Below are 20,345 nucleotides of genomic sequence, written 5' to 3' on the forward strand. Positions count from 1 at the left end.
TGGGATAAATTGGGGCGGAAATGTTTGAGTTGTTTCTTTTGGTCATGGCGATTGCGATTGGGCATTCAGTCTTGACCAATTTGGGACTGATCAAGGACAGCGCTAAAACCCCTCCTGCGACCAACGAGCCGACAGTTCCCCAGCGTCTCAGCAGGGACGACTATCATCAGCGCATTCGCGACTGGCGTGCAAAATGGGAGCCGCTCATCGATCGCACGAAGTGGATACCATCAGGAACGGCCGAGGCAATTATTGAGAAATTTCCAGCCCCGGTGAAATCAACCTTTTCGCTGGACAGATTGTCGAACGGAGATCCGGCACTCGAGGAGTTGAAATCGGATTTCAATAAGCACAACGACGTGTTTCGGGCCATGCAGAAGAAACTGCTGAAACGCCTATTCGATTCCGTTGAAAATAATCCGCTGACCGAAGAGCAGATCAACGCTTGCATCTGCATGGACCGCAACGTGGAGATCGTGGCGGCTGCCGGGTCAGGGAAGACATCGACAATGGTCGCAAAAGCGGGCTACGCCCTGCATCAGAAAATGGTCAAGGGAAATCAGATACTCCTTCTCGCGTTCAATAGAGATGCAGCGCAAGAACTGCGAGATAGGGTCAAAGCCCGCCTCACTGACTTCGACGGCGCCGACCAAATCAAAGTAGAGACCTTCAGCGCCTTTGGCCTGCATGTGATCGCAACAGCGAGCGGTGAGAAGCCCTCGCTGGCTCCCTGGCTCGAACAGTCGGGTCAAGATGTCGAGATGATGGGCGCGATCATCAAAGACTTGTCCGACCGAGACCCAAAGTTTCAAATGGACTGGAACATTTTCCGTCTCGTTTATGGTCGAGATATCGGTCAGCGGGGTGCCCCATCGGAGCCTGACGCCTATGAGAATGGGCGGCGCGGCCACCGAACCGCCAATGGCGACGTCGTAAAAAGCAAGGAAGAGCGGCTGATAGCCGATTGGCTATTTTACCACCATGTCCCCTACGAGTACGAACGCGTTTACGAGCACAAAACGGCAACCGAGACGCACCGACAATATCAACCGGACTTCTATTACCCCGACATCCAACTTTACCACGAGCATTTCGCTCTCGGGGCGGACGGGAGAGCTCCGGATCACTTCGACGGCGATTATGTCGAAGGCGCGAAATGGAAGCGGTCAATGCATGCGGAAATGGACACCGCGCTCTTCGAGACCACCTCGCACGAGATTTCGACGGGAGCTGCGCTATCAAATCTGGAAGCCGAGCTACGGAAGCGGGAACAAACAATTCGCTTCGATCCGGACCGCGAAGCGGTGGGTCTCCAGCCGATCAGCAACAAGGAGCTGGCAAATACGGTTCGGATTTTTCAGCAGCACGTGAAGAGCAACGGTCTTACGCCGTCACAAATGAAAGAGGCGGTCACCAGTCAGTTAAAGGACGGCCATGCTGCGCGCATCCTGCTGTTCATAAAGCTGTACTATCAGATATCGGCAGAGTGGGAGCGGAGGCTGACGGAGGGGGACTGGATCGATTTCGAGGATATGCTCATTCAGGCCGGGCAGTATATTGAGTCTGGAGCATATCAGAGCCCCTTCACAATGGTTCTCGCTGACGAGTTCCAGGATTCTTCCCGCGCCCGAATCCGTCTTTTGAAGGCATTGTCCGCCGAAAAGGATGGCCAGGTTCACCTCTGCGTCGTTGGCGATGACTGGCAGGGCATCAACAGGTTCGCTGGTGCGGACATTTCTGTGATGACCGAATTCGAGAAAATCTTCCCCTATGCATCACAGCTGACATTAGGAACGACATTTCGATGTCCACAATCGCTCTGCGACATCTCCAGCCAGTTTATCCAGGCGAACCCTATCCAGATCAGAAAGACAGTCAAAACCACGAGCACCTATTCGAATGCGTCCGTCCTGGCATTCGGGTTCAAAGACATGACCAGGGCTCAGGGGCATTTGAGGGAACAGTTCGATCTCATGCGCCGCTACATCGAGGACGAGAGGCTCAAGCCCAGCAGCGGGAATCGTATCACAATCCTGCTTCTTGGACGCTATCGAAGCGACGTCCCGAGCCAGCTGAAGTCGTGGCAACGCAGGTTCGGCGATGTGCTCGATATTTCATTCAAGACGATCCATTCATCTAAGGGATTGGAGGCTGACTACGTGATGCTGCTGAACGTGGTCGAAGGCTTCCGCGGCTTTCCAAGCCAGATTGAAGACGACCCGATACTGCAGATTCCGATGCCTGCGCCGGACCCGTATCCCATGGCTGAAGAACGACGTCTATTCTATGTGGGATTGACCCGCGCAAAACGACAGGTTCGAATTTATACGAGTTTGGCCACCCCGTCGCGTTTCGTCACCGAACTCGTCACGAAGAGTCGCTTGAAGATCGAAGCCGTCGACGGCGAGTTGCAGGAGCCGTGTCCGAAATGCGGGATCGGGATCCTCAAACTTCGCACCGGAAAGTATGGCGAATTCGAGAGCTGCAGCACTTGGCCACGTTGCGACTTCAAACGGAATGTCGCCAATACTGACAAGGCCACTTCAGCACGTCACTGAAAACCGATCGATTTTGTAGGTCTCAGCGGGTCGGTTTCCCGATCCGATGTCAAACGCTCGGACGCAGATATCGTCATCGCCAAAGCTGGTGTCCACCCGCAAGGAGCGTCTGGCTTACAGCGCCGGCTGAAGAAATGCCCGGGTAGCCAAGGGACCCGTAGCATGCTTGCCGCCATACCCCCTGCCGTTGCACCGGCACCGCGCTCCCGAGCCGCAGGCTATGTCATCTGGGTTTGCGGGGAAACAAACGCGCGTACCTCTCGCAGCCACCAATATTCCCGTCGTACTTAGTGTGCTCGATAAGGCCCGATTGGCCTACGATCACGTCGATCCTGCAGTGATAATCATAGGTCTCGGTCGCGGTGCCTTGAGACTGGACATAAATAGGCTGTCCGTTCACGTAGGCCGTACTCGAATTGAATGTTGGCACAGTATAAGAACCGGTATTTCGGCTGCCCCAGGTGAACACGCGCTTATTGTCGATCGTGTTCTCGGCATCAGGGAAGCCAAGAACGTCGAACGCGGCTTGATAAGGTCGTCCGCGCAGTGAGCTAAGGCCTGCGTCGATATTCTCGAACGTCTGGCACCCGGCCGCAATTGTTACCGCGACCAACGCACAAATACTCCGAAATTTCATTTAGCACCCCTGATTTGCCCACCGCCGCAGCTCGCCAATGCGCTGTTGCGGGCCTACCTGTCATATGAATAGCTGTGGCAGCCTGAGCCGAAGTTACCACGGTCAACGCCGCATGAAGAATCATGCCGGTCCATTCTAGGCATAATGGACCGGCAACCTGCAATCGTTCGGAGGCCCCAATTCTATTTTTTACGTCTCTGTTTTTGTGCCTTCAGACAATTCAACTGTACCATATCCCGGAAATCGGCCACCGCACGCTGGCGCTGTATCTCTGTTTCATAGCGGGGTTCCTCCCAAGCCATCATGACCTGCGTCTCTCGCAATTCGACCATCTTCTGACGTTGGTGGACGAACCTCATCATTTCGCCGAGTGACATGCCTCGCTGTCGAGCTGTCATGATAGAGCCGGCAATAATGGCTTCGTCTTCACAAAACTTATACATTCTGTCGTCCGCCCATGCCGGCGCGGATATAACTAATGCCGCCAAAATGAAAATCGCGGAGAGTGCCTTCATTTCGCTCCACGCTTAGCCGGAATTTTCTTTGTCGGCCTCAAAGTCTTCCGGCCGAGCCCACTGGATTTTGCCAGCGCCGACCGTTGAGCCGCGTAGTTCGGCGCCACCATAGGGTAATCGCGCGCCAGACCCCACTTCTCACGGTACGCTTCCGGCGTGAGGTTGTAGTGAGTCATCAGATGCCGCTTCAACGATTTGAACTGCTTCCCGTCCTCCAGGCAGATGATGTAGTCAGGGAAAACCGACTTCTTCGGATTAACCGCAGGCGTGAGAACAGGCTTTTCGGGCTCTGCGGGTTGTCCGACCTTCGATAAAGACAGGTTTACGCTGTGGATCAGGTCCGGCAGTGACGCAACCGGCACAGGATTATTGCTAACGTAGGCGGAAACGATATCTGCGGTTAATTCGATCAGGTTGATGGTCTCGTCGGCCAAGGGCTTTCTCCTTTAATTAATTTAGCCTTCCTAGCTTTTGGCGACAGTCTAATCAACGATCGAACTTTACCTCGCACAAATCCACTCCAACATTCCCGCGCCTCGTTTTCCGACGAACACGTTGGGAATCCTGTTCAGCGCTTCACCAATCTGGTCCATTGTGGCTTCCGGGACGCGGCAATTTGCTGGACCAGAACGCTCAGCCAAAACCCACCCCATTGGACCACACCTACAAAATGCGAGGAGCGTCGGATGATTGCCATCCCATCGATAGAAGTATCTCTGACCTGATTGGATTGATGCGATAGCGTACGCGAGTTCTTCTCCGCCCCTCAGGCAGTTGTCAAATTCGTTCCCTGCTTTTCGAAGCTGTTCGGCTGTCGTGATCGGGACGAGATCACCAACTTGGTCAAACGGCGGGTTAGGGAACGGCATGAGGCCGAATAGGTTTGCCAGAATTGCCGCCTGCTGATGCCCCTGAGCTATGGCTCGAAATAGGTGCTGATCATCGTGCATCGGTGCCAACCGTGCAATCACCCACAGCAGTTCAACCAGCGCCGGGGCGGGTATCTTGCACTTCAGCAGTGCGCGGCAAACTCGGTTCGACACTGGCATCATTGAGGCTGAGGCCAGTGAGACGATGTCGTCGTCGCGGAGTTCCGTCGCCTGATAGATGTGATTTGCCAACTGTCCAGCGGCCGCGAGCGCTCGATGAAGTGCCACATAAACGTGTGTCGGCCTGGCATATGGTCCCAATTTGCCGAGTGCTGAGATCATGCCGGCAGGGCAGGAGTCGAACGCATCAGTGAGAATCTGACGGGACTTAGCGAAGGCCAAAAACCGGTACGTTTCGGCTGCATCGCGGATAGCCGTACCGCGCTTAGCAAGCCATGCATGCCAGATGTGCCGCCGGCTATCCGATGCGAGCAGGTACTCGCAGATGCGATCATTCGGCCATATCGACAGGACTTGAGCGCTGTCTTGCCGCGCAAGCACGGCAATAATTGACTTCTCCGACCCATTTCGGCCGAGCGGCGGGCTATTTCGATTGTGATGCATGGTGGCTATCTCCTGATAGCCCGCCTTCCTCTCGACAGCTCACATAGGCAACCGTTCTGGCGATTGGGGAGATACTTCTTTGAAACAGACCTCATCCGCTTCCAATTTGAAAAGGTGGTGAAAAAGTCTGGAGATCGGCTGTCTACGGCTACCATAACGCGTAAATCTAGAGCGATTCGTATGAGGTACAAAGAAATGCCCGCCGTTTCACCTGTAGAATGGGACATCGTGGAAGCACGCGTCCAAACGGCAACCGTCAAATACGGTTTGGAGAAACCATCCCTTGGCTTTTTGTACGTTGCGCTAGAGCAGCATTTTCCTGACCGGGCAATCGACTATCCCGAGATGATCGTCGATGGTGGAAATGACCTCGGCGTGGACGCCATCGAAATCCTAGAGCGCGAAGACAGAGCTGAAGTCCTTATTTTTCAGTCGAAACATCGAACGTCTCTGAAATCGACCGATCGAACGATAAATGACGGCGAAGTTCTGAAAATTGGGTCGTTTCTGCACGCGCTCTTCGAAAAGGAAGCGCGCCTCCTAACAACCGGCAACCTTCAGCTCACCGAGGCTGTAGGACGCATTTGGGAGCTTCACAAGCGCGGTGTGATTTGCCGCTATCGCGTCATCTTCTGCAGCAATGGAAAAGGCCTTTCGAGGTCGGCTCAACAGATTTTGGACAGCACGCTGCAGCCTCTGGGTAACGTCGACTACGAGGTCTATGGACCGTCGGAAATTATGCGCGACATTGGTTCTGCTGAACGAGAACGGGAGATCGGAAATCTTCAGGTCGTAGGCAAGGAAGCATTCGAAAGAAGTGATGGGGACATACGTGGCGTTATCGCCTCAGTAGATGCCCGCTCGTTCGTAGAACTTATCCAAACGGCAGACGGAAAATCTATTAAGCGGCACCTCTTCGACGAGAATCTCCGAATCTTCTTGGGCGCAAATGGCGGATACAACAGCAATATCATCCAAACTGCGGTTTCGGAAGACAGCCACCTATTTTGGTACCTCAACAATGGTATCACGATAACCTGCAAGGACTACGCTTATAACAAAGGCCATTCCAATCCGATTATCAGGATCGACGACTTTCAAATTGTCAACGGAGCCCAAACATCGCACTCGCTGTTAGAAGCATACCGTCGCTCGCCGGAGGCGTTCGACAACGTGGTACTGATGGTCAGGATTTACGCCACTAGTCGAAACGACATTGCCGAAAAGGTGGCCGTAGCGACCAATAGCCAGGCTCGCATCCAAGCGCGAGATTTACGTGCAAATCATCCTGTTATGAAAAAACTCGAAATCGCCTTTCAGGATCAGGGTTATTTCTTCGAGCGAAAGAGGAATATGCACGCGGATCGCGAACCCCGCAAAAGGATCGACGCATTGAAGCTGGGTCAAATCCTGCTTTCATATCAAATGGGGGAACCAGATCGCGCGAAGGCTGACTCGGACACGATCTTCGGGGATCGCTTCCATTTGATCTTCCATGAGCATTATAGCGTTGATGAGCTGTGCCGGCTTGTGGAGCTATATAGATTGATCGAAGAGATGCGCGACAACCACGTTGCTCAGCAGCGGGACGCGATAGAGCCGACAGGCGAGCGGCAGTATCTCGTTTATGGCCATTGGTTCGTGCTCTATGCCGCCCGATTGATCGTCTCAAGCAAGGGCAAACAGATACCCCACGGCAACGACGCCAGCACTCTAGTCTTGGAGGCCTTAGCCCTGGTCGCGAGGGCGTGTGCAAGGGTGAAGAGCACCGCGCAGTATCAGCTTTTCCGAAGTTCCAAGACGAAAGATCGCATTATCGCCGAACTCGAAGGAAGGCAGATGAGCCTTTTTGACCTGTAGCCAGGGACGCCCTTGGAGATACGATCGTTGGCATCCTTGCGCGAGTTCATTTTCAGCTGGCAGCCGTCCGATGGCCGGTGCAACAAACACCGTTGTCGATAGTCGCTTGCTTGAGGATAGCGCCATCCATTAACAGATGGAGAACGGCGATGGACGCTCGCATCATCAAGGCGCTGGCCTGCGAAAGCAGGCTCAAGATTCTGGACTTTCTCAACTGGCCAGAGCTGTATTTCCCCGAGATTCCTGATGCGCGACAGACCGGTCTGACCAACAAGCTGATCTGTGGCAGGCTCGCCATCACACAAGAGTCGGTCAGCCTCCATATGCGTTGGCTGACGGAGGCCAGGTTGGTGACAGGGACGAAGATTGGCACGCGGGTCTTCTATAAGCGAGATGAGCCGGGGATTGAAGAGGCGATCACCAGCCTGTGCGAGCTTCTGCAAAAGCCAGCATCGGCAGATAATGGCTAGTCATGCTCGTCACGGCTATTGGCAGCACACCTTGCGAACGTAAGTGTTGCCGAAGGTGGAATAGGCGTCGTCGGGGATCGCTCCTTTCGCCTTCATCTCACTGACCAAACTCTTGGCCATCTGCTCATCGAACGTGTTCTCCAAGGTGATCGCGTACCAGCCATTCGTGGCAAGATAGGCAGAAAGCGGGATGGATGACGAGCGGACATAGGACTCAGCCTCGGCATAGTTGTCGAAGCTCTTGACCTGGACGTGACGCCGACCAAATGGGCCACTGTCGTACTGGTCAACGTAGACCCAGGTGTCATGCATGTAGCCAACCTTGCCTCCTACCTGCACCCGATACCAGCGGCCTGTATTCCCAAGGATCGCGACTGCTACTCCGTTTCTTAGCACGGCAACGTTGGTTGACTTTCCCTCGGGTAGTGCCTTGAGGGGCGCAGAACCTTTGGGATGCACGACACGGCCCGAATGGGCATCTGGAATAGATATCGATGGACCCGCAGATGGTGCAGGTTGCGCAGTGACTGGCGGCGGAGTCGGCTGGGGTGGCGGCGTGTACGATGGCTCTTGATTTGCCATGGCCGTCTGACCACCGTCAGGTGTGAACGTCACGACCTTGTATTTTGTCATCTCGCTCATTGAGAGATAGCGAATGTCGTTGCTGTCATACTGCAGCGAAAGCTGAAGCAGGGCGGGGTCCACACCCATTTCGATCATGTAGGTGATAACATCAGCGGTGATCTGCTGGACGGCGGAAACCGCATCTTGGGTGCTTAGTGGAATGTCGCCCTGGAACGATGATCTGTGAACGCCGATGGAACCTGGCTCGGCATAGCGCAGAACGCCACCGAGGAAGGTAAGGGAGCAAGCCGAAGCACACTCGGCCGCCCTGAACTGCGCCGTGTTGATGCCCAGTCTCCGGATCAGCCGACCCAGCTCCATCGCCTTCTGGATGTTGCCGCCAGGAGACCGAAACGTGACGGCAGTCGCTGTACTGGATCGCACCAGATTCTCGAAGCCCGACAGATCGTCTTGGTAAGCGAAATCACCTGAGACCACTACATAGTGCAGTCCGCCGTCGGTTTGTCCGGCCTCGAATTGCAGACCAGCGTGAGCCGCTGGTGTGCCCACCAAAGCCCAACCGACAAACAACAGGACACAGATGGAAAAAACGCGAAACATGGCCCCAGAACAACCCCGACCGCAAGTTTAGTGGCAGTCAGGCAAGGCTGTCGACTCATTGTTTCGAATTTGGTGAACTTCAGGCTGAAGTACGGCGCCGTCGGAAGCTGGACGTCAGCAGTGTTGTCCGCTGTCGGACCTCTCTACACAGCGGCCTGTCCGAGTGCCGGAACTCGATCGCAACTCTAGAAGTGGATCGAGCCCTTACCGCAGCGGTGCCACTTGTACTGGTAACCGGATTGGCCGTCCTTGCCATAGCACCATTTGGCGGCTTCAAGCTGTCGGGCCAGCACGTCTCTCGCTCCGCAGGCCTTTTCAGTCTGCGGATCATCTCCTGAACCGCCACGACAATTTTCGTTGGCCACCTGCCACTGACGAATCAGCTTTGTCGGCGGTGCTGCCTTCGTTGCCTCGACCTTCGAACCATCAGCGGGGGCGCGAGTGGTAAAGCGCGGAAGAGGAACTTCGAGCGAGGTTGCCTTGTCGGTTGGAGCTTGCGCGTCGCAGGAAGTCAGCTCTTCACCGTCAATTCGTATCGTCTGCGGGCCTTCGACATCCAAAATGAACGTCCGCTGGAAAGGGTTGCCCGTCTCCAGGCAATCGGCGTCGACCACATAGCGATTAGCCCGCAGCTGTCGCACAGCAGCCACCACACATCCGACTTCGGGAACATCGTAAGCATGTCCATCCTTCGAGACCGAAAACTCGATGGAACCCAGCTGGCCTTTGCTAAACTGTTCGCAGTACTCGGCCGATCTCATATAGGCACCGTCAGCAACGGGGAGTGCATCCGTCGCGTTGGCTGTGGGGGTGCCCACGACCAATAACAGGAACGGAAGCACGGTCTTGAATGAAGACCGTGTTAGGAAAACACCGGAGAGAGCCCCCACCGCCGCCCCTTTTCTAGTAGTAGTAGCGCTTGTTCCGGAACCAATACATCAGCAGGTAGACCGGAAGCCAGAGTCCCCCGCTGACAATCGTCAGAAGGATATGAAACCAGTGCGGAAACCGCTTCACTGGGCCCCCAACACCGGTCGCAACTGCGGCAGCCGCAGCACCGCCGCCGGCATTCATAAACACCTGAGGGCTGTTCCGCTGGCTTTTCAGCAGCTCGATCTCCCTCATTTGAGGATCGAGGATTTCCCCACAATGTTTGCATTTCTTGGACTTCGGATTGATCGGCTCCGCGCAATACGGGCAGTCGATCGTAGCGGCCGGCGATGCAATCTCGTCCATTATTCCCCCAAACAGGTCTGATACCCCCGAGAGGACAAGCCTCTCAGCATTAAATCATGGTCTTATATTACGTGGTTTCGGGCAAGGGCAACTGATTGCTTCCTGAAAATGGGAGTGCAATCACTGGTCGCTTGGAATCTTCGACGCTTGAGGGTCGAACGAGGCATCTCACAGGATGACTTGGCCCTCATGGCGGGCGTTGAGCGTGCCTACGTGGGATACTTGGAGCGAGCAGCCCGCAATCCGACGATTGTCACGCTCGAAAAACTTGCCGATGCATTGGGGGTTCAGATGGCCCAGTTGTTTCGCGAGCCCGAACAAGGGGAATCCGCTCCAAAAACGCTGCGTGCGGGCCGTAAAAAGGGCGGCTGAGCTGCAACCGAGGTTTGCCCACCCCGCCGAAACGGGGTGAGCTATTCGAGGAAGGTTATTCGCCCTTCTTGAAACGTGCCCTGACTTGGCCCGAAATCATCGTCAATTGCGCATCGAACGTGCCGTCGACGGCAATTGCCTTCGCCTTCTTCAGCGCTTCGACCAGGTCATCCATGTCGTTGCATGCGATCGCATGCTTGCCCTTGGCCAGTTCCAGCGGGACCTTGCCGTACTTGATCGACAGCATCAGCTTGCCTTCAGCGTCAGTCGTCCACCAACGGCCACGGAACTTCCGCTGCCTGTTTTCGGGCTCCGCCATATAGAGCTGGTGGTCGATCTGCATCAGCAGCCTCTGCCTGCGCTTTGATGCAGGGTCCGATGCCTCGCGCTTCGGAGCTGCAACCAGTTTGAATCCTTCGAATGCCATTGCGATCTCCCTTGTTTGTCAGCACGACGAAGGGCCTCACTGAACTTCGAATTGAGGTCAACGGCTGCGGCGGGCGCCTCTCCGACAACTTGCTTCGTGATCGGAAAGGCGTCCCATCTACAGGCCTAGGCGGCTCGACGGTTCTCAGTCAATTCATCCTCGCCAGTGATGTTTTCTGCATCAGTATGCGCGGCTTCAGGATCGACGGGACACCAGCCGTAGTCAGCCAAGTCCATGTCCAGAACGTGGCTCTTTCCATACAACGTCAACAACTCAGACGGCTTCGACACATCCCCGAACAGTTCGGCGACCTCGGTAAAGTCGATTGCAAAATTGTGGCTTGGATAGCCCGTGACCAGGCGATGAACCGTTTCCTCGGAAGCGTTGCCGGAAGCACGGACCAGCCGGTTGCCGTATTCAATCGCAGTCTCGATTGCGAGGTGTCGGTTGCCAAAGATGGTCGGGTCGAGCTTTGCCACCAAAGGCGACAGCAAGCTTGCAGCGAGATCAGCGCCAACCTGGCTTCCAAGCTTAAAACTAACGGTCCCCTCGCTCTCCACGGCAAGGTTGCACACGGTCTTTTCGATAACATTGAACGCGGCTTCACCGAGTGCACGCACAGCCGCTTGAGGTGCCAAAGCGGACTCGTTGATACAGACCTCGTCGTGCTTACGAAATTGAGGGTCGATTGGACCCATCACGGCGTTGGAATCGATGATCAGGTTGTGTGCTCCGAGCGCCACGAAGGTTCCCGCACTCCAGCAATGGTGGGGGATGTAAACAGTCAGCTCCCCATAATGGCGATGGAAATGCCGAGCGATCCGATATGCGGTCGCCCCATCACCGCCTTCAGTGCTCAAAACAAGAATGGCACGGGAATGGGTGGGCGACGCAGAAGCCACCTCCAACTGGCGAAGGCAATCTCCGATGATCGGGCCACGCAAACTATAGATATCCGCCTCTTCTTCCTCGCTGAGCCGACGAGCGAGGTTGGAGAGGATGCTGTTATTCAGTTCTTCCATACGTACCTCCATAATATCGACAGATGCCGATCATCTGCACACACTGGAGATAGGATCAATATTCGAATGTTCAAGCAGGGTAGAGGTCTTTTTACGCCAGTAGTTTTGACCTATTTGTCCGTCTTTGTTGCAACCACGACACAGTTTAGCCAGAAACTGTAAATCAGTCAATTACCGAAAGAACAATACCATCTAACTTTTACGGAAAAAGTCGAAGCATACATGGAATGTACACCTCGCGAAACACGTAAAAGATGGATATGGGTGTGGGAGGAGGAACAACTACGGAAAAGGTTGGTCCACTCGAAGGGATGTAATTATCAATATTGTCGGAACATCCATGATTCAACGGGATGTGTTAGATTTATCAAAACCTTTCCCTTTTTCGGAAAAAGAACGTCGACCCTATGAGGAAAACCATAAGACGTGTTGCAAATCAGGACGGTCCTGCAAGGAAGAAAAAACCGTAAGAGATGTATATGGGCGTGGGAAAAGGGACAATTACGGGCGGTAATTGCATCTCGAAGGGATGTCCGTGTTATTATGTTTATGCATTTAAAGAGAATCCAATTCCGTTATATTGCACCTTTTTAAGATCATTTTTCTAAACCCCTTTTCACATCGCCAGGTGAAGGCCGAGCTAAATTTAGAAGGCCTTCCGCTGAGGTTGTAAGGTTTGATGAGACGATGATGGCCAAGAAATTTAGTTCGGGCTTCGCCTGGCCAGGAACATATCAACGTCCAATTCATAAAAATATTTTTCCTTCAAGGTGATCAGCGCCGTGATCGACCTTTCGGTCTGGATCCAGGTGTGTGGCTCGAAAGTATTGCGTTTGGCATTGTCCAGATCTGACACCTGACAGGGAATTCCCACGTCATTCAGAATGTCACAGAACTCATCGTGCTTGATCTTCCCCATACGCTTAAGCACAAGGTCGAACCCGGCCTGATAGTGCTTGAACGCGCGCGTCAGATCCCGTTTGGCGCGCTTAAGGTCACCGTCGGTTTTGCCGGCATATCGCATGACCGATTCACTGGTCTTGCGTTTGGTCTCTAGATAGTGCTGGAAAGCTCTCAAGTCCGTTCCGGACTTGAGAGTCCTGAAAGGATTGGTCGCCCATTTGCTCCAAGCTTCGCGGACCCGCTGAAATTCGTCGAAGTCCTCGAGCGGCTCCGAAGAAAACGACAAATGGGTGTAGGTTTGGCCGTGGAATTCGACCGTCCTGTCTTGGAGGTCGATCGGCCGTCGTTTCCAGTCAAACTCCATCGACACCCGTTTGGTTACCGTTCTCATCACGAAATCAGCGCCAAATCGGATCATGTCCTTAAGGCCGACGCCTGAATCATATGTCAGCTGCTGGCCAGCCGTTCGATTGAAAAAAAGTTCGACAATCTGCGCGTTTTCTTCATCCGGTTTAAGGTCTCGCTGGTCCAGCTTGATACCGCCTTTCTGAAGGACGATGTTTTTATCGACCTTGTCAGCCAGTCCCAGCTGCAACGTTGCTGATCCCCTTGTCCTCCAGCCGAGAGGCTGGCGAATCGTGTGCTTGACCTCTATGGGCGGGTCATTGCTACCCAGTTGAAGCTTAGCCTGCCTAAATGAATCGAAAATTGGTCCTGCCGTGGCGAGGACCAGGTCCGAGTCAATGGCGTTGGAAAGGAACCCGTCTGTAGTCACGCTAAAAACTTGGGCGGTATCCGGAAATTTGTTGAGCACTTCACCCAACACCGCCCGCGTGTATGACGTGATAAACGCCGCAAAAAACGGTTGCGTCAGCTCACTTTCCGGCAATTCGACCATGTCATCGGCGCGAAGATCGTAAACTCGCTTCTTCCGAAGCCCCTGTGCCGTCTTACCGTAGGTGCTGTTGCCGACCTCCTTCCAGAAAAGGTTGCCGAACGTGCCCTTGTCGAACTCATTCCTGCGGGTAATGCAATCGTTGATGAAATCGGAGAAAATCCTGACGCCCTGTTCGACCGGCGCCCGGACCGACCGCCTCAATTTTAGCTCTGCTCCGAGCTGCCTTGCCAGCACCAGTTCGGGAGCTGCGCAACACGCCCGTCCTTTTCGAGGGAAGATGATCCCGTTTGCCGTTCGAACCGGTAGCGTTGGAAAACGAACGGACCGTGGAAATTCGAAATCGACCGATGCGAAAGCGAGGTCGAGCAACTCGATTTCATCGATTGCAACGTCACGCTCAATCCGCTCCCAGTCCGGTTTGCACAGCAGCGTCATGGCCGTTGGGTAGGCGGAACTCAGGTCATGATCTCGCCAAATACCCTCGTCGCAGATTCCGTACAGAAACTGCTCATTGCGACCGCCGTGATACGCTTCCGACACAAAGTCCAACTCGTAGTGGACAAGATCCTGATGTGGATGAATGGTCTTGGATACGGGCCGCCCCAGCCGTTTGTTGAATTGCTGCACCTTCTTCTCTTCGCGGCCCAACACGTCGTCCGGCTTCCATCCGCTCTGTTCCCATTGTGCGATTGCCAATTTTGAACCGAAGGACGTCAGCGTAAGTGGCATGGCGAACTTGCCGAATAGCTCGTCATACTGGCGGATCAGCTGCTCGGCATATTGCGTGCAGATTTCGGCATCGCGGATCGCGTATTCACGAAATTTCGGCCAGTTTTCCGACCGAAACTGCTTCATATGCCCCTTGATTTCCCTCTCTTCGGCAAGAGTGTCTGCCAGTTCGATCTTGTTGAACCCGAGCATTTTGCCGACATCAGCAAGCTGTTTTGCATTCGCGGGAGCAAGAAGGATCGTGTCCCTCAACCTGATGCTGAACTCGGCAACCTCTTGGCCTCGTCCGTCCACAATCCGCATCGGGATAGCGCGGTCGATCGAGACGAACGTGCTTCGCACGTTGCTCATCGTAGCCTTTGCTTCGTCGGCAAACTCGTCGAACATCGGCAGGTCGGCGCGGGTGAAGTGCCCGACCAGGTAGATATCCGTCGGCACCTTCCGAGCGGGATGATCACTGATGAACTTGCCGATCGCGATCGCGATGAAATCACGCAGGAGCAATCGGCGCTGGTCCTTAGGGACGATGATCCCGCTCGACTGAACCGGCGTTTCGTTGCGGTGACCCTGGGAGATCAGCCTAGTACAGAACTGGTATGAGAGGATTTCGTTCTCTGCACCCTGTGCCTCGGCCTTGGTTGGACCGATGGCATCACGTGACTGATATTCCGTGTCGAACCCGATAATCAGGTGCGCGGTCGTAAGCGCCTTCTTCTGACCACCTTTGCGCTTGGGGGGAAATTCGATGTTTTCCGGTCGAATAACGACCGTAGTCGGCGCGAGGCTGTGATCAGTCGTGTCAAAATACGACTGACCGTTTGCCGTCGCCGACCTGAACTTCTGCTGATTGCTTGCGGAACGCTGTGACCGCCCGTGGGCGTCAGGCGAGAAGTCGTGCTCGACCTCGCCCGGCGCGACCGAGATCAGATTGTCCATGATGTCTCCAATTCGATCGACATAAGGAGCCGCTGAATAGACAGCGCCTTATGATTTCGATCGAATTGCGAGTCATGAAACGGTGCGGCTTGGGGCCGCGTTGGCTAAGGGAAAGGTTTCGCCTGGCGTGGCTGCTTTCAAGCTTCTCTGCCTGAACTTGGAGTTCCAGCTGATTTCCTTGTCTGCATGCTGCCATGTGCCAATATCCCCACCGCTGAAACGTCGCCAGAATTTCCGTCGCTGTGTCGTTCAGGTGGGAATCCTGAGTTCGCGTTGCAAGTCCTTGTTGTGCGAAAATCAACAATCGCAAAGCGACAGCCATTGGTATGGGCTTAGGAGAAGCTTGGTAACTCCAGTCTCCTCGGTCCGGTCCGGTCCGAATGGACAACCTCCTGAAGGCTCACAGGTAGAGGAGCAGCCCCGACGGTGATGATGACGATGACGATTGACCACTGCACAGGTTCAGGCGGCTCGTATGTGTGCTGATTGTTCGTCGGGAAGGACCACCAAGCCACACACGCTGGGTTTGCGGGCATCTCCAGAAAGCCAGGAAATCCAGCCAGGGTGGCGGCGAGGCCATTCGAATGTACGATGTTGCCCGAACACCCAACTCCTAAATGCGTTTTCAGGTCAGAAACACCCAGGCAACCCTGCCTAAATCCCGTTTCAATTCAGCGTTTTCTTGACCTGAAATGGCAGCACCCTGAAATCGTCAGCGACCTTCAGCTCGTGATTATTGTGCACCATGAATTTGGCCATGTACGATGATGCACGGCTGTCACCCGTCGAATTTCGATGGTCATGATCGAGCTGCTGGACATCTAATTCTCGAATCGAAAACCGTGCTTTGATGGATATGAGCCGTTCTTTGTCGGCTAATAAATTTTGAAATCCATCTCTAGTTTGTTCGGCGAAAATCCAAATCGAATGTATATGAGGGTTTTCCAGTGCTCCCATCCATCTCCAATATCTCGATCCGTTCATGTCCAGACAACCGATCGCAAGAGGTTTCAGAGCATGGAATGACGGTCGATGGTAGTTCCGTCCGATCAATTGCCGGCATAGGTAGTTATATATGCCGGTGAACCTATCCATCTCCGTTTTGGCACCTGGGCCGTCGATCAGGTCGGAACTTTCTAGCCGCTGTTTGCGACTGCTGTGATCGAATGAGATCGTGATGAAGAACCCATTCCGTTTCTTGAATGTTGAGACGGAATCGAACCTGCCTTTGTGCTCATTGATGAACTGATCGATCCTGCCGTCAAACCACGATGCGTATTGGGATGTGATTGACGTCGGAGAGGTATTTGAGACGGTCTGGAACATGTGGTTGGCTTCTTTCAAAGGGATATAGACCCATCGAAAATCGATGGGAGAAATGGTTTTGGGTGGTTGAAATCGTGCGAGGATCGCCGTCGGCACGGCTCAAAAACCGATGTCGGGTGAAAAAATGAAAAACTGTGAAAAGCGGTTCTGGAGGTTCTGTGAAGAAAACGGTCTAGCTATTTATGGCGATGGGATCGCGGCGATTGTCAGCTTGGGTGGAAAATGTTCGACTACTGAGCCGAGGCGGGCTCGTCGAAAACGTCGTCCAACCCGTCAGACCAACCAATTGGCATCCCGCGATCGCTGCCGGAGATTGCGCCGTCTTTGCCGACAAGAACCTCTGCGATGAAGTCGGTTGGATCGTCTGATTTAACGACAACATGGCGTGAAATTCCATCGGCAAGCACAACCGAAAATGTGCGCTGAAACCGCTGGGCATGTTCGTTAGACCATTGAATTTGATCTAGCAGGCGCCGCCGCTCCTCTGGATCGACGCCAGTAGACGAAAGAAAATGCTCAATCCGCTTCGCCTTAGGCTGACTGCCATCCGAAGCGACCCTCAGAGAGCGGATCATCGATCGCAGGCGATTAGCCACTACTGCGCGACGGTCGAAAATGTCCGACGCTGTCATGTCCTGGATCGCGTCGATCAGCGATTTCAGTTCGAGAGCTGTGATCGACGGCATCGGTTGACTGGCAAGAAGTTGCCCTTGGAGCTGTTCAATCTGTTGCTGCTCTTTCGAGATTTCACTCTCGCATTCCTCAAGCTTGCCTTTGATGAACGTGGTCGAGGAGCCTGGATCGTCCAACATTTCGAAAATTCGCTCACGCTTCACTTGAAGCTGGTGAACCTTCTCTTCTAGCGCTGCCATTCTCTGCTGGAGCATCGCTTGGCCGGAGTCTTGCGCGGCTGCCTGCAAGATGGCGGTAAGGTCGACTTCCTTCACGAAATACAGGAACGAGGTTTCGAAATCCGAGTACTTCCAGCTGACGCTCTCGCACCCCAGATTTCGCACCGCATTCGTGCACTTGAGCGCCTGCGTGCCCTTCGGCGGACGGCCCTTGTGAACGAACCTCATTGGTGCCCCGCAGTAGTCGCATTTCGCGATCTTAGAAAACAGATTGCGGTATTCCGGCCCTTTGCGACCAGCGCCCTCGACCAACCTTCGCCGGCGAGCAGCTTGAACGCGTAGAAACTGGTCCTCGTCGACGATTCGAGGGAAGTAACTTCTGATCGGATCGCCGGATGCGATTCTTTCCCCAAGCTCATCGTATCTGTGAGGCTGAAATTCACCGAGAACGGCACGGTTATTGAGAATTTTGGTCACATAGGATTCGTGCCAACCGTCCGATTTCGTGAACGTCGGTACGTCAGATTGATTAAGCCTGCGTGTGATCACGAACGACCCATGGCCGGCATCCGCAAAGTCGAAAATTTGTTGCACGACATCAGCGCGTTCCTTGATGATATCGAACACAGAGCGATCTTCTCGCAGGGTGAGCCATGCTGGCGCGACCTTCGTTAGCTTCTTCTCGCTAGCTTTGTTCCGCTTGTTTCTCCAAGCCTCTCCTACCCGCATGCTCTTAGTTTTTGATTCCTCGTAGGCTCGACCGAGGATCATCACAGAGTACATGATATCGGCGAAATTCGTTTCCCCAGCCCGATAGAGGTGCGCATCGGCGAGGGTCACGACGTTGATCCCGCTCTTGATTATATCGAAAAAAACCGGAATCGAGTCGAGAACCTGCTGACGGCTGATCCTGTCCAGTGACTCCACAAGCAGGTATGAACCGCGAGCGATCTCACCACCCTTCACGAGGGCGAGGAATTTTCCCAAGGCGCCGGATGAAACGTTGGCTCCCTTGAACGCCGAAACTCCGATATCCTCAAGCTTGAAGTCTTCGACGAGCTCGAGACCGTTTTGGTCGGCGTAGGCTTTTGACGACTGTTGCTGTCTCCGAAGACTGTCGCCCTTAAGCTGAATGTCGGTCGACATTCGAATGTACGAATAGGCGAGTGGGTTGGGTGCAGAGTTCATCCCGCCCAATGTAGGCGGTCCCAAGATCCGGCTCAACGCCTTTGGAACGAGGCGTACGACATAAAATTAATCCGCTTCAGCATCTGAATGCCGACCTTGCCGGGCGCGATCATCACCTGCACGTCGACCGGCACGGCCTCGATGCCCTGGAAAGCCACCGTGCGAACCCGCGCCACCATTTTGCCGCCCCCGATCTGGGGCTCGCCCCAGTCCTTTGCAATCAGGCCGCGAAGGGCCTGTCTCGGAGACAACCATAATTCCCCGAGCAAATCAAGAACATTACAGGAACATGTGGCCGGCTAAGTTGCAGCGCGGTTGCGTTGCAGGCCAGCTTGATCAAAGCAGGAACGTCACGGGAACACGCGCAGCCGGGGATCGCGATCAGGTTGTACGCGGTTGAAAAAGCGGAACATGGTTAATACGAAATGAAAACGGGCTCCCGCTTGCTCTCAAGCGCGTTGAGAGGGCGACCAGTTCCTCCGGCAATCTGAGGCTGTTGCCGTCTAGCTGGTGACGAAGGCATCGACCGCACCGGAAAGGGATCGATCGATTGCGATCTGCGGTGGAAGCCACTCCATGACAGGGTATCGGAAAGGCCAAGGCATGGCGATCCGGTGCAAGGAGCCGCTTTCCAGAAAAATCTCATTTACAAGGTCTATGAACCGCTCGCGGTCTCGTTCAACTCGTTTCAAAGTTTGCGAACGAATATACGCCCGGGGAATTCGCCGCTCTTTCAGCGCCAAGACAGCCTCCGCGACGGATCGAGGATCGGGTGGAACTGTAAGCGAATACTCGTCATCCAGATAAAGGTCTCGGCCGCCAAGGTTCGGCGTGGTGACCACAGGAAGCCCCGCGAGAAGATATTCCGTGCTGGCGAACATTGGTCCCTCCACTTCAGAGAGACAAATTCCCACGGCTGCACGATTTAGATGTGTGTTCACGTGAACTGATGACAATCGGACAGGCTTGCCGGTGCCGTCAAACTCGTTGATAAAGACGTGATGCGGCGCGAGTTCCCTGTGCCGATCTATTCGTGCTCTCTCCGACTCCTTCGTAGAGGACTCGTTTGAATCTCGATAGAATACAAATGCACAACGCGGTATGCCAAGAGACAAGTCATGGCGCTTCCACGGAGCCAGTTGCGCATTGTAGATTGCATCAAATTCTACAGGGACATCATCGAGAGGCCTGAATATGTATTCGGAGGTTGTTGAAGTCTTGTTGTGCTGGACGGCGGCCTCGCCGGACTGATTCAACAGACCAGCCTCGGCTTGTGTATTGGAGAGGAATATTAGCGAGTGACGGGGATTCCTAAGCCTATGCAGAACGGCATAGGTCCGGATGGCTTTGACGCTAGAACTGTTTTCGATGGACCAGGTCGGCGAGATGAGAAACCAGGCGCGGTGGCTGCGTGGAAGAAGAGGCATATGACTTGCTAATCCGAGGGGCGTACCGGACATTCCGGAATAGGATATGAACGGATCGTCCGACAGCAAACTTGCCTGAAGAGCAGGTTGCGATTTCGCAGGAAGGTGCCCTTTTCTGAGGTTGCGGCCATGACGCAGCATGGCTCTGACAATCTCGGATCTGGTAGGAGGGCGATACCCGTGCTTTAGAGTCAACATGCGGCAATTGCGATCATAAATACGGAAGAAAACTCGCTGCGGCAGAGAGAAATTTGGCAAAGAAAGCATCGCCATCTGATCGACTGAATATCTCAGTGATCAAATTTGGTGTGC

17 protein-coding genes and 1 pseudogene are annotated in these 20,345 nt (G+C 54.2%); 4 read left to right on the forward strand and 14 right to left on the reverse strand.

Translation table 11 applies throughout. The features are described 5' to 3' along the window. The first annotated feature begins 20 nt into the window (after positions 1–20). Positions 21–2,558: a UvrD-helicase domain-containing protein gene (locus A3AU_RS01000000135280; protein WP_051355335.1), complete on the forward strand. Its 2,538-nt coding sequence runs from the start codon at positions 21–23 to the stop codon at positions 2,556–2,558. 223 nt (positions 2,559–2,781) lie between these two features. On the opposite strand, the gene A3AU_RS0110670 is transcribed toward A3AU_RS01000000135280, so the two are convergent. The 4 genes from A3AU_RS0110670 to A3AU_RS0110685 form a co-directional block, all read right to left on the reverse strand. After that, positions 2,782–3,195 carry a hypothetical protein gene (locus tag A3AU_RS0110670; RefSeq protein WP_027052802.1) on the reverse strand — a complete coding sequence of 138 codons (414 nt, stop codon included), beginning with the start codon at positions 3,193–3,195 and terminating at the stop codon, positions 2,782–2,784. Positions 3,196–3,377: 182 nt separating this feature from the next. Next, entirely contained in the window at positions 3,378–3,710 is a 333-nt protein-coding gene (locus tag A3AU_RS0110675) for a hypothetical protein (protein ID WP_027052803.1), read from the reverse strand. Further along, a complete protein-coding gene (locus A3AU_RS0110680; protein ID WP_027052804.1) occupies positions 3,707–4,144 on the reverse strand; it encodes a Ros/MucR family transcriptional regulator in 438 nt (145 codons plus the stop codon). The genes A3AU_RS0110675 and A3AU_RS0110680 overlap by 4 nt, the downstream gene beginning before the upstream one ends. 66 nt (positions 4,145–4,210) lie before the next feature. Further along, the gene (locus tag A3AU_RS0110685) at positions 4,211–5,203 is read right to left on the reverse strand and encodes a hypothetical protein (protein WP_027052805.1); all 993 of its coding nucleotides are present in this window, start codon (positions 5,201–5,203) and stop codon (positions 4,211–4,213) included. A gap of 180 nt (positions 5,204–5,383) precedes the next feature. Between A3AU_RS0110685 and A3AU_RS0110690 the strand changes: the two genes are divergently transcribed. Both A3AU_RS0110690 and A3AU_RS01000000135285 read left to right on the forward strand, forming a co-directional pair. Then, entirely contained in the window at positions 5,384–7,063 is a 1,680-nt protein-coding gene (locus tag A3AU_RS0110690) for an AIPR family protein (protein WP_245235457.1), read from the forward strand. A gap of 149 nt (positions 7,064–7,212) precedes the next feature. Beyond that, positions 7,213–7,533, forward strand: a complete 321-nt coding sequence (locus tag A3AU_RS01000000135285; protein WP_051355336.1) for an ArsR/SmtB family transcription factor — start codon at positions 7,213–7,215, stop codon at positions 7,531–7,533. Between the two features lie 15 nt (positions 7,534–7,548). On the opposite strand, the gene A3AU_RS0110700 is transcribed toward A3AU_RS01000000135285, so the two are convergent. From A3AU_RS0110700 to A3AU_RS0110710, 3 genes are all read right to left on the reverse strand, one after another. After that, a complete protein-coding gene (locus A3AU_RS0110700) occupies positions 7,549–8,718 on the reverse strand; it encodes an SH3 domain-containing protein (RefSeq protein ID WP_027052807.1) in 1,170 nt (389 codons plus the stop codon). Between the two features lie 185 nt (positions 8,719–8,903). Beyond that, positions 8,904–9,608 (reverse strand): hypothetical protein, encoded by a 705-nt coding sequence (locus A3AU_RS0110705; protein WP_154674569.1) that lies wholly within the window; start codon positions 9,606–9,608, stop codon positions 8,904–8,906. Positions 9,609–9,621: 13 nt separating this feature from the next. Then, positions 9,622–9,954 carry a hypothetical protein gene (locus A3AU_RS0110710; RefSeq protein WP_027052809.1) on the reverse strand — a complete coding sequence of 111 codons (333 nt, stop codon included), beginning with the start codon at positions 9,952–9,954 and terminating at the stop codon, positions 9,622–9,624. A 108-nt stretch (positions 9,955–10,062) separates the two neighbouring features. Here A3AU_RS0110710 and A3AU_RS0110715 point away from each other — a divergent pair, with 108 nt between their 5' ends. Then, on the forward strand, positions 10,063–10,326 hold the full coding sequence (locus tag A3AU_RS0110715) for a helix-turn-helix domain-containing protein (protein ID WP_027052810.1): 264 nt from the start codon (positions 10,063–10,065) through the stop codon (positions 10,324–10,326). 55 nt (positions 10,327–10,381) lie between these two features. Here the strand turns inward: A3AU_RS0110715 and A3AU_RS0110720 are convergent, their stop codons facing one another. The 7 genes and pseudogenes from A3AU_RS0110720 to A3AU_RS1000000138900 all read right to left on the reverse strand — a co-directional run bounded on the left by A3AU_RS0110720 (position 10,382) and on the right by A3AU_RS1000000138900 (position 20,306). After that, positions 10,382–10,753, reverse strand: coding sequence for a DUF6641 family protein (locus A3AU_RS0110720; protein ID WP_027052811.1), 372 nt, complete (start codon positions 10,751–10,753; stop codon positions 10,382–10,384). 125 nt (positions 10,754–10,878) lie between these two features. Next, positions 10,879–11,775: an SDH family Clp fold serine proteinase gene (locus A3AU_RS0110725; RefSeq protein ID WP_161633502.1), complete on the reverse strand. Its 897-nt coding sequence runs from the start codon at positions 11,773–11,775 to the stop codon at positions 10,879–10,881. 703 nt (positions 11,776–12,478) lie between these two features. Beyond that, positions 12,479–15,241, reverse strand: a complete 2,763-nt coding sequence (locus A3AU_RS01000000135290) for a DNA polymerase (protein ID WP_154674570.1) — start codon at positions 15,239–15,241, stop codon at positions 12,479–12,481. A 666-nt stretch (positions 15,242–15,907) separates the two neighbouring features. Further along, the gene (locus A3AU_RS1000000138895) at positions 15,908–16,663 is read right to left on the reverse strand and encodes a hypothetical protein (protein ID WP_154674571.1); all 756 of its coding nucleotides are present in this window, start codon (positions 16,661–16,663) and stop codon (positions 15,908–15,910) included. 134 nt (positions 16,664–16,797) lie between these two features. After that, positions 16,798–18,606 carry a recombinase family protein gene (locus tag A3AU_RS1000000137250; RefSeq protein WP_081709494.1) on the reverse strand — a complete coding sequence of 603 codons (1,809 nt, stop codon included), beginning with the start codon at positions 18,604–18,606 and terminating at the stop codon, positions 16,798–16,800. Between the two features lie 77 nt (positions 18,607–18,683). Beyond that, positions 18,684–18,785: pseudogene (locus A3AU_RS1000000139800) on the reverse strand (ATP-binding protein); the annotation flags it as partial. A gap of 324 nt (positions 18,786–19,109) precedes the next feature. After that, the gene (locus A3AU_RS1000000138900) at positions 19,110–20,306 is read right to left on the reverse strand and encodes a glycosyltransferase (RefSeq protein WP_154674573.1); all 1,197 of its coding nucleotides are present in this window, start codon (positions 20,304–20,306) and stop codon (positions 19,110–19,112) included. Between the last annotated feature and the right edge of the window lie 39 nt (positions 20,307–20,345).

The organism is Mesorhizobium erdmanii USDA 3471, assembly GCF_000472705.1.
Taxonomy (GTDB): domain Bacteria; phylum Pseudomonadota; class Alphaproteobacteria; order Rhizobiales; family Rhizobiaceae; genus Mesorhizobium; species Mesorhizobium erdmanii.

Coding starts and splice junctions, on each gene's coding strand:
- A3AU_RS01000000135280 (WP_051355335.1), top strand. CDS start 21: ATGTTTGAGTTGTTTCTTTTGGTCATGGCGATTGCGATTGGGCATTCA.
- A3AU_RS0110670 (WP_027052802.1), bottom strand. CDS start 3,195: ATGAAATTTCGGAGTATTTGTGCGTTGGTCGCGGTAACAATTGCGGCC.
- A3AU_RS0110675 (WP_027052803.1), bottom strand. CDS start 3,710: ATGAAGGCACTCTCCGCGATTTTCATTTTGGCGGCATTAGTTATATCC.
- A3AU_RS0110685 (WP_027052805.1), bottom strand. CDS start 5,203: ATGCATCACAATCGAAATAGCCCGCCGCTCGGCCGAAATGGGTCGGAG.
- A3AU_RS0110690 (WP_245235457.1), top strand. CDS start 5,384: ATGAGGTACAAAGAAATGCCCGCCGTTTCACCTGTAGAATGGGACATC.
- A3AU_RS01000000135285 (WP_051355336.1), top strand. CDS start 7,213: ATGGACGCTCGCATCATCAAGGCGCTGGCCTGCGAAAGCAGGCTCAAG.
- A3AU_RS0110700 (WP_027052807.1), bottom strand. CDS start 8,718: ATGTTTCGCGTTTTTTCCATCTGTGTCCTGTTGTTTGTCGGTTGGGCT.
- A3AU_RS0110710 (WP_027052809.1), bottom strand. CDS start 9,954: ATGGACGAGATTGCATCGCCGGCCGCTACGATCGACTGCCCGTATTGC.
- A3AU_RS0110715 (WP_027052810.1), top strand. CDS start 10,063: ATGGGAGTGCAATCACTGGTCGCTTGGAATCTTCGACGCTTGAGGGTC.
- A3AU_RS0110720 (WP_027052811.1), bottom strand. CDS start 10,753: ATGGCATTCGAAGGATTCAAACTGGTTGCAGCTCCGAAGCGCGAGGCA.
- A3AU_RS0110725 (WP_161633502.1), bottom strand. CDS start 11,775: ATGGAAGAACTGAATAACAGCATCCTCTCCAACCTCGCTCGTCGGCTC.
- A3AU_RS01000000135290 (WP_154674570.1), bottom strand. CDS start 15,241: ATGGACAATCTGATCTCGGTCGCGCCGGGCGAGGTCGAGCACGACTTC.
- A3AU_RS1000000137250 (WP_081709494.1), bottom strand. CDS start 18,606: ATGAACTCTGCACCCAACCCACTCGCCTATTCGTACATTCGAATGTCG.
- A3AU_RS1000000138900 (WP_154674573.1), bottom strand. CDS start 20,306: ATGGCGATGCTTTCTTTGCCAAATTTCTCTCTGCCGCAGCGAGTTTTC.